Annotated in this window: 13 protein-coding genes; 5 read left to right on the top strand and 8 right to left on the bottom strand. The window is 69.1% G+C overall.

Annotation, left to right across the window (positions count from 1 at the left end):
* The first annotated feature begins 27 nt into the window (after window positions 1-27).
* The 5 genes from J7E89_RS16430 to J7E89_RS16410 all read left to right on the top strand — a co-directional run bounded on the left by J7E89_RS16430 (window position 28) and on the right by J7E89_RS16410 (window position 4600).
* Window positions 28-1059: an ABC transporter ATP-binding protein gene (locus tag J7E89_RS16430; protein ID WP_308315503.1), complete on the top strand. Its 1032-nt coding sequence runs from the start codon at window positions 28-30 to the stop codon at window positions 1057-1059.
* Window positions 1049-1966 (top strand): ABC transporter permease, encoded by a 918-nt coding sequence (locus tag J7E89_RS16425; RefSeq protein ID WP_214974202.1) that lies wholly within the window; start codon window positions 1049-1051, stop codon window positions 1964-1966. Before J7E89_RS16430 ends, J7E89_RS16425 begins: the two co-directional genes overlap by 11 nt.
* Entirely contained in the window at window positions 1963-2874 is a 912-nt protein-coding gene (locus J7E89_RS16420) for an ABC transporter ATP-binding protein (RefSeq protein WP_214974200.1), read from the top strand. The genes J7E89_RS16425 and J7E89_RS16420 overlap by 4 nt, the downstream gene beginning before the upstream one ends.
* A gap of 18 nt (window positions 2875-2892) precedes the next feature.
* Window positions 2893-3612, top strand: coding sequence for an ABC transporter permease (locus J7E89_RS16415; protein WP_214974199.1), 720 nt, complete (start codon window positions 2893-2895; stop codon window positions 3610-3612).
* A gap of 268 nt (window positions 3613-3880) precedes the next feature.
* Window positions 3881-4600, top strand: a complete 720-nt coding sequence (locus J7E89_RS16410; protein ID WP_214974198.1) for a hypothetical protein — start codon at window positions 3881-3883, stop codon at window positions 4598-4600.
* 38 nt (window positions 4601-4638) lie between these two features.
* Here J7E89_RS16410 and J7E89_RS16405 read toward each other — a convergent pair whose 3' ends face one another.
* From J7E89_RS16405 to J7E89_RS16370, 8 genes are all read right to left on the bottom strand, one after another.
* Window positions 4639-4998 (bottom strand): DUF488 family protein, encoded by a 360-nt coding sequence (locus J7E89_RS16405; RefSeq protein WP_308315502.1) that lies wholly within the window; start codon window positions 4996-4998, stop codon window positions 4639-4641.
* Window positions 4999-5011: 13 nt separating this feature from the next.
* Window positions 5012-6304, bottom strand: coding sequence for an MFS transporter (locus tag J7E89_RS16400; RefSeq protein WP_214974197.1), 1293 nt, complete (start codon window positions 6302-6304; stop codon window positions 5012-5014).
* A gap of 35 nt (window positions 6305-6339) precedes the next feature.
* Window positions 6340-7020 (bottom strand): FadR/GntR family transcriptional regulator, encoded by a 681-nt coding sequence (locus J7E89_RS16395; protein ID WP_214974196.1) that lies wholly within the window; start codon window positions 7018-7020, stop codon window positions 6340-6342.
* A 195-nt stretch (window positions 7021-7215) separates the two neighbouring features.
* The gene (locus J7E89_RS16390; RefSeq protein WP_214974195.1) at window positions 7216-8049 is read right to left on the bottom strand and encodes an HAD family hydrolase; all 834 of its coding nucleotides are present in this window, start codon (window positions 8047-8049) and stop codon (window positions 7216-7218) included.
* Window positions 8046-9323: a serine--tRNA ligase gene (serS, locus tag J7E89_RS16385; RefSeq protein ID WP_214974194.1), complete on the bottom strand. Its 1278-nt coding sequence runs from the start codon at window positions 9321-9323 to the stop codon at window positions 8046-8048. Before serS ends, J7E89_RS16390 begins: the two co-directional genes overlap by 4 nt.
* Before the next feature lie 530 nt (window positions 9324-9853).
* On the bottom strand, window positions 9854-10789 hold the full coding sequence (gene pheA, locus J7E89_RS16380; protein WP_214974192.1) for a prephenate dehydratase: 936 nt from the start codon (window positions 10787-10789) through the stop codon (window positions 9854-9856).
* A gap of 75 nt (window positions 10790-10864) precedes the next feature.
* Complete coding sequence (efeB, locus tag J7E89_RS16375) at window positions 10865-12133, bottom strand: iron uptake transporter deferrochelatase/peroxidase subunit (protein ID WP_214974190.1); 1269 nt, start codon at window positions 12131-12133, stop codon at window positions 10865-10867.
* 3 nt (window positions 12134-12136) lie between these two features.
* The gene (locus J7E89_RS16370) at window positions 12137-14050 is read right to left on the bottom strand and encodes a copper resistance protein CopC (RefSeq protein ID WP_214974188.1); all 1914 of its coding nucleotides are present in this window, start codon (window positions 14048-14050) and stop codon (window positions 12137-12139) included.
* Window positions 14051-14064: the final 14 nt, after the last annotated feature.

The following is a 14064-nucleotide window of genomic DNA, read 5'->3' as shown; positions in this document are numbered from 1 at the left end:
GTGGTCCGCGCCACTACCTTCAAAAACGTGACTGTGATCGCGACCGAAAGCCTGAGCAAGCGGTTCCCGAGGGTGACCGCTCTTGACCGGCTCTCCTTGGACATCGGACCCGGTGTTACCGGCCTGGTGGGCGCCAACGGAGCCGGCAAGTCCACCTTGATCAAGATCCTGCTGGGTCTGTCCCCCGCCACGGAGGGCACCGCTGCCGTGCTGGGCCTGGACGTCGCCACCAGCGGCGGCGCCATCCGCGAGCAGGTCGGCTACATGCCCGAACACGACGCGCTGCCACCCGACGTCTCGGCCACCGAGTTCGTCGTCCACATGGCACGCATGTCGGGGCTCCCGCCGACCGCCGCCCGCGAGCGCACCGCCGACACACTGCGCCACGTCGGCCTGTACGAGGAGCGCTACCGTCCCATCGGCGGTTACTCGACCGGCATGAAGCAGCGCGTGAAACTGGCCCAGGCCCTGGTCCACGACCCGAAACTCGTCCTCCTCGACGAGCCGACCAACGGCCTTGACCCGGTCGGCCGCGACGAGATGCTCGGCCTCATCCGCCGCGTCTACACCGACTTCGGCATCTCGGTCCTGGTCACCTCGCACCTCCTCGGCGAGCTCGAGCGCACCTGCGACCACGTCGTCGTCATCGACGGCGGCAAGCTGCTCCGCTCCAGCTCCACCAGCGACTTCACGCAGACCACGGCCACGCTCGCCGTCGAAGTGACGGACAGCGACACCCATCCGGACGGTACGGGCGCCCTGCGCGAAGCCCTGACCGCCGCGGGAGTGACGCTCCACGCGAGCGCGGAGGAAGGCCTGCCGGGCGCGGGCCACATCCTGCTCATCGAAGCGACCGGTGAGCAGACGTACGACCTGGTGCGGGACGCCGTCGCCGACCTCGGAATCGGGCTCGTACGGATGGAACAGCGCAGGCACCACATCGCGGAGGTCTTCCGCACCAACGAGCACGCGGAAGCAGGCACAGAGGCAGCCGTCGAGGCCCGCGAGCCCGTCGCAGCCGCCATGCCGCAGAAGGGAGACAGCCGCGATGGCAGCTGACCTCACGACACCGAACGGTGCACCGGGCACCGACCCGGCCCGTATCCACAACATCGGCTACCGGTCGTACGACGGACCCCGCCTGGGCCGGGCGTACGCACGCCGCTCGCTCTTCTCGCAGTCCCTGCGCGGCGCGTACGGACTGGGCCGCAGCGCCAAGTCCAAAGTGCTGCCGATGATCCTCTTCGCGGTGATGTGCCTGGTCGCGGCGATCATAGTCGCGGTCGCCGTCTCCGTCCCCACCATGACCGACCTGCCGCTGGAGTACACGCGCTACGCGATCGTCATGCAGGCCGTCATCGGGCTCTACCTGGCCTCCCAGGCCCCGCAGTCCGTATCGCGCGACCTGCGCTTCAAAAGCGTCTCGCTGTACTTCTCCCGCCCCATCGAGCGCGCCGACTACGTCCTCGCCAAGTTCGCGGCGATGGCGTCGGCCCTCTTCATCCTCACGGCGACCCCTCTGGTGATCCTGTACGCCGGTGCGCTGCTCGCCGAATTCGACTTCGCGGACCAGACGAAGGCGTTCGCACAGGGGCTGGTCTCCGTGGCACTGCTGTCCGTCCTCTTCGCCGGCCTCGGCCTGGTGATGGCCGCCCTCACCCCGCGACGCGGCTTCGGAGTGGCCGCCGTCATCGCCGTACTGACGATCTCGTACGGCGCGGTGTCCACCGTCCAGGCGATCGCCTGGGACCAGGGCTCCACCGGGGCCGTCGAGTGGCTCGGGCTCTTCTCGCCCGTCACACTCATCGACGGCGTACAGACCGCTTTCCTCGGCGCCACTTCAGCCTTCCCCGGAGGGGAAGGCCCCTCGGCCGGCAGTGGCGTGGTCTACCTGCTCGCCGTCCTCGCGCTCGTCTGCGGCTCGTACGCCGTGCTGATGCGCCGCTACCGAAAGGTCGGGCTGTGACCACTATCGACATCGACCACGCCTCCCGCTGGTTCGGCAACGTGGTGGCCGTCAACGACATCACACTGCGCGTCGCACCGGGCGTGACCGGACTCCTCGGCCCCAACGGCGCCGGAAAGTCCACCCTGATCAACATGATGGGTGGCTTCCTCGCCCCCTCGACCGGCACCGTCACCCTCGACGGCAAGCCGATCTGGCGCAACGAGTCCGTCTACAAGGAGATCGGAATCGTGCCCGAGAGGGAAGCGATGTACGACTTCCTCACGGGACGCGAATTCGTCGTCGCCAACGCCGAGTTGCACGGCCTGACTGCGGAAGCGGCACAGAAGGCGCTCGCGACCGTCGAGATGGAGTACGCGCAGGACCGCAAGATCGCGACGTACAGCAAGGGCATGCGCCAGCGCGTGAAGATGGCCTCCGCCCTGGTCCACAACCCGTCGGTACTGCTCCTGGACGAGCCGTTCAACGGCATGGACCCGCGCCAGCGCATGCAGCTGATGGACCTGCTGCGGCGGATGGGCGCGGAGGGCCGTACGGTCCTCTTCTCCTCCCACATCCTGGAGGAGGTCGAGCAGCTCGCCTCGCACATCGAGGTGATCGTGGCCGGACGGCACGCCGCTTCCGGCGACTTCCGCAAGATCCGCCGCCTGATGACGGACCGCCCGCACCGCTATCTCGTACGCTCCAGCGACGACCGCGCACTCGCCGCCGCGCTGATCGCGGACCCGTCGACGGCAGGCATCGAAGTGAACCTGGCCGAGGGGGCGCTGCGCATTCAGGCCGTCGACTTCGGCCGGTTCACCGCACTGCTCCCGCAGGTCGCCCGCGCGCACGGCATCCGGCTGCTGACGGTCTCGCCCTCCGACGAGTCCCTCGAATCGGTCTTCTCCTACCTCGTAGCGGCCTGAAAGGAGCTTGAAGCGATCATGTACGAACCCACAGTCGCCCGGCTCACCTACCGGGCCCTCCTCGGCCGCCGCAGGGCCGCCATCCTCTTCGTCCTCCCCGCGCTGCTGATCGTCATCGCGAGCGCGGTACGGCTGCTCACGGGAGCGGACGACCAGATCGCCTCCGACGTCCTGGGCGGCTTCGCGATCGCCACGATGGTCCCGCTGATCGGCGTGATCGCGGGCACCGGGGCGATCGGTCCGGAGATCGACGACGGCTCGATCGTCTACCTGCTCGCCAAGCCGGTGAAGCGGCCCACGATCATCTTCACCAAGCTCATCGTCGCGATCGCCGTGACGATGGCCTTCTCCGCGATCCCGACCTTCATCGCCGGCCTGATCCTCAACGGCAACGGCGGACAGATCGCGATCGCCTACACAGTCGCGGCGCTGGTCGCCTCCATCGCGTACAGCGCGATGTTCCTGCTGCTCGGTACGGTCACCCGGCACGCGGTGGTCTTCGGCCTCGTCTACGCGCTGGTCTGGGAGACGCTCTTCGGCAGTCTCGTGCCGGGCGCGCGCACGCTCAGCGTCCAGCAGTGGGCGCTGTCCCTGGCCGAACGCATCGGCGCGAACGGCACGATCACCTCGGACGTCGCCCTGCCGACGGCGGCAGTGCTGCTGGCGGCGGTCACGGTGGCGGCGACGTGGTACGCGGGCCAGAAGCTCCGCACGCTCACGCTGGCCGGCGAGGAGTAAGCGGAAGCGTCACCTCCATCAACCCCCGCTTCATTGGCGGGGGTTGATGCGTTTTCCGCGTAACTGTACGTTTATCGGCTCGTTGTTCACCACGCGTGGAGGCAACAGGAATCTGAGACGTCGAGCGTTCGTGAATTTGGGGATTGCCGGTACTGGAGCGGATCCGGGCCGGTCACCAGAGTGAGTAGCCACCTTGAGCGTCCTCCACCCCTAAAAGCCCGGGGACAGGGCTGTCCATCGTCGGCTTTCACGAACAGAAGGCATGCTCATGCCGTCAGAAGTCACCCTGCTCGAATCGCGCACGATGCGCGACGAGCATCAGGGGCGCGTAGACGTCCTCGACAAGGTCAAGGCGCTTGTCATGCTCCCGGACGGAATTTACGTCCGCACAGAGGACGTGGCCCGGTACTTCGAAGTATCCACAGAGGTCCTGAAGAAGGTCGTCCAGCGCCATCGGGAGGAACTCAACGAGAACGGGTTGCAAGTACTGCGAGGCGATGACCTGCGCATCTTCCAGAGGGACATCCTGTCCCTCTGGAGCGACAATCTGGGGACAAGTTATCCACAGGCGGCCACGAATCTCACGCTCTACACCCGCCGGGCCGTCCTCAACGTCGCGATGCTTCTTCGCGACAGCGACATCGCCCGGTGCGTCCGTACGTACCTCCTCGACGCCGAGGAAAGCGGCTGGCGCGCGGGCGATGCCTCGCTCGACCGGCGCGTCACCAAGGTCGAGTCCCACCTCGACACCGTGGGGCGCGCGCTTCAGGAGCTGGGCCCCGTCATCAACGGGATCTCGGTACGGCTCGACCGCCTCGACCGGCGGCTCGAAACCACCAACCAGGTGGTCGGCGCCATCAGCAACCGGCTCTGCGATCTCTCCGACGACATGCGGCGCATGGAGCACCGCATGGACCGCAGGCTGGACGACGTCTCCCACCGGCTGAGCGCCCTGGAGCGCAGCCAGCGGCGGCGTAAGCGCAGCTGATACCCGGCCGCCGTCGAGGACCCCGGGCCACTCTCAAGTCAGCGCAGCAGCAGCCGCCGCAGTACGGCGGTGTGGCTGCGGTCCGGGTCCTTGGCGGCGGTCAGCAGCGTGATCCCGCCCGCCTTCGCGAGCGTACGCAGGTCATCCAGGGCCGCGGCCGCTTCGGGGCCGGCGAGCTCGGACTCGTAGCGCCGGCAGAATTCCTCGTACTCTCCGGAAGGCCCGTGGTACCAGCGGCGCAGTTCCGTCGACGGGGTGAGGGCCTTCGGCCACTCGTCGACCTCCGCCGTCTCCTTGCTCAGGCCGCGCGGCCACAGCCGGTCGACCAGGACGCGCGTACCGTCGCCGGCGGACGGCGGCTCGTACACCCTGCGCACTCGCACATCAGGTTTGGTCACGAGGACCAGCCTGCTACACCTTGCGGTCGCGCGCCGCGAAGAGGCCGACCATCAGAGCTGCCGCGCACACCCCCAGCATCAGGGCTATCGGTAGCGTCCAGCCTCCAGTCGCCTCGTACACCGCGCCCGCCGCCGGCGGACCCACCGCGGCCAGCAGGTAACCCACCGTCTGCGCCATCCCGGACAGCCGGGCCGCCGTCACCGCGTCACCCGAGCGCAGCACGATCAGCGTCAGGGCCAGGCCCACCGCACCGCCCTGCCCGACGCCGAGCACCGCGGCCCAGAGCCAGGCGCCCGACACCGGGGTGGTCATCAGGCCGGCGTAACCGGCCGCGACCAGGGTCGTGACCAGCACGATCAGAGGCCGCTGGCTGCGCATACGTCCGGCCAGCAGCGGCACCACGAACGCGCCCGCGACCTGGATGAGGTTGTTGAAGGCGAAGACCACACCGGCTGTGGAGCGGCTCATTCCGTGGTCCGTGAAGATCGTCGGCAGCCAGGCGATCAGGACGTACGTCCAGAGTGACTGCAGCCCCATGAAGAGCGTGATCTGCCATGCCAGCGCCGACCGCCACACACTGCGGGCGCGGATGTGGGTGCGGACGCGGCTACGGTCACTGCCCGCCGGTACGACGCCCCGTACCTCATGTCCCGTACGGCCACGGGCGATCAGCACCTGCGGCAGCCACGCCACCGCGGCGACCACGGCCAGCAACGACCAGAACGCCAGCGACGCCTCCCAACTGCCGCCGAACGCCCTCTCCAGCGGCACCGACGCTGCTGCCGCGACCGTCGCGCCCGCGATCATCGAACCGGTGTAGACCGACGTCATCGAGGCGGCCCTGCCCGGGAAGTCCCGCTTGATCAGGCCGGGCATCAGGACATTGAGCAACGCGATCGCCAGCCCGATCAGCAGGCTGCCCCCGTACAGCGCCGCCACGGTGGGAACGACCCGCACCACAATCCCCGCGCCCAGCAGCAACAGCGCGCAGAACAGCACCACTTCGGTGCCGAACCGTCGCCCCAGCCACGGCGCCACCATCGCGCCCACGCCGAGGAAGAGCACCGGCACCGACGTCACCAGGCTGGTCGCCGTCGACGACAGCCCGAACGCCTCGCCGATCTCACTCACCAGCGGCGACGCACTCGCGAGCGCCGCCCGCATGTTGACCGAAGCCAGCACGATCCCGATCAGCAGCACCACCGGACGGGCGAGCAACGCCCCTCTCGTGGCCGCCCCTTGAGCCGAGGGCCGTACGTCGGCCCCGGCGTCCAGGAGGAGTTGATCGGAATTCGGGCGCGACAAGGCACACACCTTTCAGGGAGGGAGAAACGAAGGAATCAGGGGGTGGCGGCGGTCAGAGCAGTCACCACATCGATCGGCACCTGGAGCACAGCCCGCGCGGCCCCTTCCGCCGCCACCGGATCTCCGCTCTCGATCGCGTCGAGCAGCGTCCCGTGCGCGGCGAGGTCGATCGGCGGCATCTCGTGGTCGCCGAGCGCGGTGACCAGCGTCTCGTGCACCTGGGTGGAGAAGAAGCGGTAGACCTCGGTGAACGCCGCGTTGTGCGTCGCCTCGACGACGCCGAGGTGGAAGGCGAGGTCGGCATCCGCAGCCCGGTCACCCTGTTCATGCAGCTCGGCGAGGGCGTGGCGCAGCGCACGCAGGTCCGCCTCGTCGCGTCGTACGGCCGCCAGCCGCGCCGCCTCGGCCTCCAGCGCGACCCGCAGTTCCAGTACGTCGAGTACGCCCGCGTGCCGCATGCCGCGCAGCACAGCCGCCGGGTCGGCGGCCGATCGGACGAAGATGCCGTTGCCCTGCCGCGATTCCAGGAGACCGGCGTGCACCAGCACGCGCACCGCCTCGCGCACGGTGTTGCGGCCTACGCCGAGCTGTTCGGCGAGCTCGTGCTCGGTCGGGATGCGGTCGCCGACCGCCCACTCGCCCTCGGCGAGCTGGGCCCGCAACTCGTCCACGACGGTGTCCACCAGGGACTGCCGTCCCGCCGCCCGCAGCGCCATGCCGGCCTCCCAATGTCATCCGGTTGCCCAGTCATCCTACAACTCGCAAAATACGATGGCGTCACCCGGCAAACACAGGCACACTGGGTGACGCACCACTCACGGGGGAGGAGTGTTGGCCGGTGACGTGCCGACCCGGCCAACACTCGCCACCGGTAGACCAACCGGCAGAACCACCGGTGGTGAACGGAAAGCTCAGCCGCCCAGCAGCTGTTCCAGGACGACCGCGATGCCGTCCCCGTCGTTCGACGCCGTGCTCTCGTGCGCCACGGCCTTGAGCTCGTCATGTGCGTTGGCCATCGCCACGCCGTGCGCCGCCCACCCGAACATCGGTATGTCGTTCGGCATGTCGCCGAAGGCGATCGTGTCCGCGGCCTTGAGCCCCAGCCGCCGCGCCGCCAGCGACAGACCCGTCGCCTTGCTCAGGCCCAGCGGCAGGAGCTCCACCACTCCGGCGCCCGCCATGACCACGTCGACCAGGCTGCCGACCGTCTGGCGCGCGATCCGCGCCAGCTCGTCGTCGTCCAGGTCCGGGTGCTGGATGTAGACCTTGTTCAGCGGCGCCGACCACAGCTGCGAAGGGTCCTCGAAGGCGACGTACGGCAGCGGGCCTTCCTGCACCCGGTAACCCGCCCCGACCAGCACCTCCCCGTCCAGGCCGTCGCGGCTCGCGGCGAGCGCCAGCGGGCCCGTCTCCGCCTCGATCTTGGACAGCGCCAGCCCGGCCAGTTGCCGGTCGAGCGTCACCGAGGTCAGCAGCCGGTGCTCACCGGCGTGGTAGACCTGCGCGCCCTGGCCGCACACCGCGAGGCCCTCGTAGCCCAGATCGTCCAGGATGTGCCGGGTCCAGGGGACCGAGCGCCCGGTGACGACGATGTGGGCCGCGCCCGCCGCCGTGACGGCGGCGAGCGCTTCGCGCGTACGGGCCGAGACCGTGTCGTCGGAGCGCAGCAGCGTCCCGTCGAGGTCGGTCGCGACGAGTTTGTACGGGAACGGCTTGGGCGGGAACGGGCGGGAGGCGGTGCTCACTTGGAGATGGGCTCCACGATCTCTCGTCCCCCGAGGTACGGCCGCAGGATCTCAGGCACCCGCACCGAACCGTCTGCCTGCTGGTGGTTCTCCAGGATCGCCACGATCGTGCGCGGTACGGCGCACAGCGTGCCGTTCAGCGTCGCGAGCGGCTGCACCTTCTTGCCGTCGCGCATGCGGATCGACAGCCGGCGCGACTGGAACTCCAGGCAGTTCGAAGCGGACGTCAGCTCGCGGTACTTGCCCTGCGTCGGAATCCACGCCTCGCAGTCGTACTTGCGCGAGGCCGACGAGCCCAGATCACCACTGGCCACGTCGATCACCTGGAACGGCAGCTCCAGCGACGACAGCCACTGCTTCTCCCACGCCAGCAGCCGGTCCAGCTCCGCCTCGGCGTCGGCAGGGGCGACGTACGAGAACATCTCGACCTTGTCGAACTGGTGCACCCGGAAGATGCCCCGGGTGTCCTTCCCGTACGTCCCGGCCTCGCGCCGGAAGCAGGGCGAGAATCCGGCGTACCGCAGCGGCAGCTTGTCCGCGTCGATGATCTCGTCCATGTGGTACGCCGCGAGGGGGACCTCGGAGGTGCCGACCAGGTAGTAGTCGTCCTTCTCCAGGTGGTACACGTTCTCGGCGGCCTGGCCGAGGAAGCCCGTGCCCTCCATGGCGCGCGGCCGGACCAGCGCCGGCGTCAGCATGGGGATCAGGCCGGCCTCGGTGGCCTGCGCGATCGCCGCGTTGACGAGGGCGAGTTCGAGGAGCGCGCCGATGCCGGTCAGGTAGTAGAAGCGCGAGCCGGACACCTTGGCGCCGCGCTCGACGTCGATCGCGCCGAGCGCCTCGCCGAGCTCCAGGTGGTCCTTCGGCTCGAAGCCCTCGGCCGCGAAGTCGCGCCGCGTGCCGATGGTTTCCCGTACGACGAAGTCTTCCTCGCCGCCAATGGGGACGTCGGGGTGCACGATGTTGCCGAGCTGGAGCAGCAGGCGCTTGGACTCCTCGGCGGCCTCGTCCTGTTCGGCGTCGGCGGCCTTGACGGCGGCGGAGAGTTCGCCGGCCTTCTTCAGCAGCTCGGCCTTTTCGTCACCGGAGGCCTTGGGAATGAGTTTGCCGAGCGACTTCTGCTCGGAGCGGAGTTCGTCGAAGCGGACGCTGGACGACCTGCGCCGCTCGTCGGCGGAGAGGAGGGCGTCGACGAGGGCGACGTCCTCTCCACGGGCGCGCTGGGAGGCGCGAACACGGTCGGGGTCCTCACGGAGCAGGCGAAGGTCAATCACCCCACCAGGCTACCTGCGACCGCTTCCGCCGATCGACTTGATATTGCATTGCGTGGCACTTTGCCCGTATTGCCCTAAATCGGAATCCTGTGGAGCGGCCACCTCGGCGCCGCCGGTGCGCGTCAATAAAACAGGCGCTATTCCCTGAAACAGGGCAGTTCATACTGGCCCCGTTGACGCTTTCCCCTTGTCTCAAGCGGGAGTTGGCGACCTGGTTGTCCACAGGAATGGGCGACTCCAGTGACTTATCCACAGGCTGTGCGAAAGATCTGTGGACGCCGGAAGAGATCGTTCCGAAAGGTGCATGAGGGGCGGAGGATTCCCCGCTCAAACCCTCTTCACACACTCATTCGGGTGGGAATTGCTCGCTCTAAAGAGTTGATCAATGGAATTGAGGTGACAGGGCCCGACCTGCCGTCCTGTGGACGGAAGAGAGGTCTGTGAACAGATTTGTCGACGATGTCGGGATACGTTGTCGACTTGTCCCCAGGTCGAGAACCGGCCCTGTGGATAACTTCTGTGGGTAACGATCAGGCCCGGCCGTCCTGGCTCCGGGCCAGCCACTCCGCAGCCGCCACGAACTCGGCGTCCGAGGTCCCCGGCCGCAGAGACCGCACCTCTTGGGGCGTCACTCCGGCCCGTGGATACGACCCGAGGAAACGCACATTCGGGCAGATCCGCTTAAGACCCATCAGCGCCTCGCCCACGCGCCGCTCGGAAATATGACCCTCGGCGTCCACGGCGAAGCAGTAGTTGCCGATCCCCGCACCCGTCGGCCGCGACTGGATCAACATCAGGTTGACGCCGCGCACCGCGAATTCCTGGAGCAGTTCGAGCAGCGCACCCGGGTGGTCGTCGCCCAGCCAGATGACCACCGACGTCTTGTCCGCCCCGGTCGGCGCCGACGGCCGCGCGGGCCGCCCGACCAGCACGAAACGGGTCTGCGCGTTCACGGCGTCATGGATCTCGGTGACGAGCGGTTCGAGGCCGTACGTCGCCGCCGCGAACTCACCCGCGAAGGCCGCGTCGTACCGGCCCTCCTGGACCAGCCGCGCGCCGTCCGCGTTCGACGCCGCAGACTCCCACAGGACGTCCGGCAGGTTCGCCGCCATCCAGTTGCGCACCTGCGGCTGGGCGGCGGGGTGCGCGGTGACCGTCTTGATGTCCGCGAGCTTCGTACCGGGACGCACCAGCAGCGCGAAGGTGATTGACAGCAGCACTTCGCGGTAGATCATCAGCGGTTCGCCGGACGTCAGCTCGTCGAGGGTGGCGCTGATCCCGCCCTCGACCGAGTTCTCGATCGGTACGAGCGCTGCCGCTGCCTCCCCGTTGCGTACCGCGTCGAGAGCGGCCGGTACGGACACCATCGGGACGAGCTCCCGGGTGGCGGCTTCAGGGAGCGTACGGAGGGCGACCTCGGTGAAGGTGCCTTCGGGACCGAGATAGGCATAGCGCGTTGCCGACATACGGTCACCTTAATGCGCCGTACGAAGCAAGCCGTGCGTACTTGTGCCGCCCGCCTCCCGCACCCCCTCCCTCCCTCAGGACTCCAGCAGCCGCTGCCCCACGTACTCCCCGTCGCGCGCCCCGCCCGGCACCGCGAACAGCCCGCTCGCCTCGTGTCGGATGAACGGCGAAAGAGCGTCCCCCCGGTCGAGCTTGCGCTGCACCGGTACGAAGCCGCGCAGGGGGTCCGCCTGCCAGCAGATGAAGAGCAGTCCGGCGTCCGGCGTCCCGTCCTCACCGATCCCGTCGTGGTACGAGAACGGTCGGCGCAGCATCGCCGCGCCGCCGTTCTGCTCGGGCGCGGAGATGCGGGCGTGGGCGTTGGAGGCGATGACGAGTTTGCCGTCGGGGCCGGTCTTGTCGAGGTCGAGCTCGGTGGTCTCGCTGCCGCCCGTCAGCGGCGCTCCGTCGCTCTTGCGGCGGCCGATGACCGTTTCCTGTTCGCCGCGCGGCAGCTTCTCCCAGTCGTCGAGGAGCATGCGGATGCGGCGTACGACGGCGTACGAGCCGCCCGCCATCCACGCGGGCCCCTCGGCTCCCGCGGCGTTCGCGGGCACGAAGATCCGCCGGTCGAAGTCGGCCTCGGACGGCTTCGGGTTGCCCGTACCGTCGATCTGTCCCATGAGATTGCGGGCTGTCATGGGCTGCGCGGTTGCCCCCGGGGAACGGTTGAAACCGTTCATCTGCCACCGCACCCGGGCGGCGTCGCCGGCCTCTCTCTGGATCGCTCGCAAAGCGTGAAAGGCGACCAGGGAGTCGTCGGCGCCGATCTGTACCCACAGGTCGCCGTTGCTGCGGCGGGCGTCGAGGTGGTCGGAGGAGAAGTCGGGGAGCGGATCGAGGGCGGCTGGGCGCCGCGCGTTCAGTCCCGTACGGCCGAAGAAGGTGCGTCCGAAGCCGAAGGTGATGGTCAGCGAGGAGGGGCCCGCGTCCAGCGCCACACCGGTGTCGGCGTCCCCGAATGGGTCACCCGCCATCATCGTGCGCGCGGCTGCCGACCATCGCCGCAGCAGCGCCGCTGCCTCCTTGCGTCCGGCGCCGGGGGCGAGGTCGAAGGCGACGAGGTGGCCGCGGGCCTGGAGGGGCGTGGTGATGCCGGCCTGGTGCTTGCCGTGGAAGGGGACGGCGGTGGAGCCGACGGACGTCAGGGCCTGGGCGCCCGAGGAGGCGGACGTACCGGCGTCAGAAGCTGTTGCGTACACACCCGTGGCGCCGAGTGCGAGGCCGGCGGCTCCGGCCGCGCCCGCGGTGCCGAGCAGCCGCCTCCTGGAGATGCCGTTGTCGCTCACGTCGTTGTTGCTCACGGGTCAGCCGATCTTCACGTTCTTCTTGACGGTCACTTGGTCGATGTCGGAGGTGCGTACGGTCACTTCGATCTCCCACGTCCCGGGCATGGGGATCTGCACCGCGGTGGCACTCCAGTGTCCGGTGGCGATGCGGTCGGGGGCGGCGGGCAGCGGTCCGATTTCCTTGGCGTTGTGCGTGAACGCGACCTTCACTTCCGGTGCGTCCATGGCACGTCCGTTGGGCCGCTCCAGCCAAACGTGCAGGGTGTTGCCGCCCGAGCGGGCCGGGTCGAGTTCGATCCTCGCGGTGCCCTTGCCGTCCTCGCCGCCCGTGTCGAAGGGGAGGCGGACCTTGACCAGGCCGGTGGGGGCGGCGGTGGAGGTCTCGCTCTTCCCCGCCTCCTTCTCCTCGGTGCGTCCGGGTTCGGTGCTCGTCAGTACGGTCGTCACGGCCAGCAGCACCACGGCGACCGCGGCCTCCGTCAGCACGGAGCGGCGCAGCCCGAGCCGCCCGGGGTCGGCGTCCCGTACCCGCTTCACGCGCGCGGTGGCCACCGCGGCTTTCTGGCGGGCGAGCTGGGCGGCCCGCGCGGGGTCTTCGGGGACGGTGACCGGCTCGGGCTCCTCGGCCGTCTCCTCGCCGACCGCGGTGGCCTCCGCCGCCTCCTCCCCCTCCTCCTCGGCGATAGCCCTCTCGGCCAGCCGCCCCGTCCAGCGCCGTGAGATCCAGGCGATGCCGACGAGGACGGCGACCAGTGCGATCTTGACGAGCAGGAGCTGCCCGTACGCCGTCCCGGTCAGTGCCGACCAGGAGCCGACCTGCCGCCAGGACTGGTAGATCCCGGTCGCGGCCAGTACGGCGACGCTGGCGAAGGCGACGCGGGAGAAGTTGCGTACGGCGGTACGTTCGATGGTCGGCACCCGGTAGAGCGCGACCAGGAGCGCGGCGAGGCCGCCGAGCCAGGTCGCGACGGCCAGCAGGTGAATTACGTCGACGGGCATCGCGACGGCGGGCTGGAGGCCGGTCGACGCGTGCTCGGAGAGCGCCCAGGTGGCCGCGATCCCGGCGGCCATGACTCCGCCGCCGAGGGCGAGCCCGAAGGTGAGGTCCTTCTTTTCTGCCGGGTCGTCCCTCTTGGCGTACGCGCCGAACAGCACGGCGACGAAGAGCGCGGCCGCGCCGAGCAGCAGCAGCCGTGAGACGAGTGAGGCGCCGGTCTTTGTGTCCAGTACGGCCTTGAGCCCGCTCAGGTCGAAGGCGTCGGCGAGCTTTCCCGAGCCGGTGTAGGGGGCGCGCAGCAGCAGCATGGCCAGGGTGGAGGCGGTGAGGGTGATCCAGCCCTGGACGACGAGGCGTTGCAGTGGCCGTTCGCCGGCGCCGCGTTGCCAGCAGGCGAGCACGAAGGCGCCGCCGCCGACGAGCAGGATGAAGCCGGCGTACGAGGTGTAGCGGGCGATGCCGTAGAGCGTGCCGACGAGGCCGCCGCCCGCGGGCTCTTCGGGCAGGGCGACGGTGGTCTTGGAGGGGGCGCCGATGGAGAAGGTGAAGGCGCCGGAGATGGGGTGGCTGTCGGCGGAGACGGCCTGCCAGGCGACGGTGTACGTGCCGTCGGGCAGCCCTGTGTGCAGGGGAACGCCGTATTGGACGACGCTTCCGCTGCTCATGTCGCGTACTTCACCGGTGTCGGAGCGTTTCCCGCTCGGTTCCAGTACGCGGATCGAGTCGTTCCCGAGAGCGATCTTTTCGGAGAACGTGAGGGTGATGTGCTTGGGCGCGGTGGCGACAACCGCCCCGTCCTTCGGGTCGCTTCCCGTGAGCGCTGCGTGCGCGGACGCGGGTGCGGCTCCTGCGAGCAGGGTGCCGAGGAGTGTCGTGGTGATGAGCAGCAGTCTGATCACTGCGGCTGCTCCGAAGCGCGGGGCGGTTACCGGCATGGTGTGTCAGTCCC

It is taken from the genome of Streptomyces sp. ISL-100 (genome assembly GCF_018614615.1).
Classification (GTDB): Bacteria; Actinomycetota; Actinomycetes; order Streptomycetales; family Streptomycetaceae; genus Streptomyces.
This window is presented reverse-complemented; position numbering and strand designations above follow the sequence as displayed.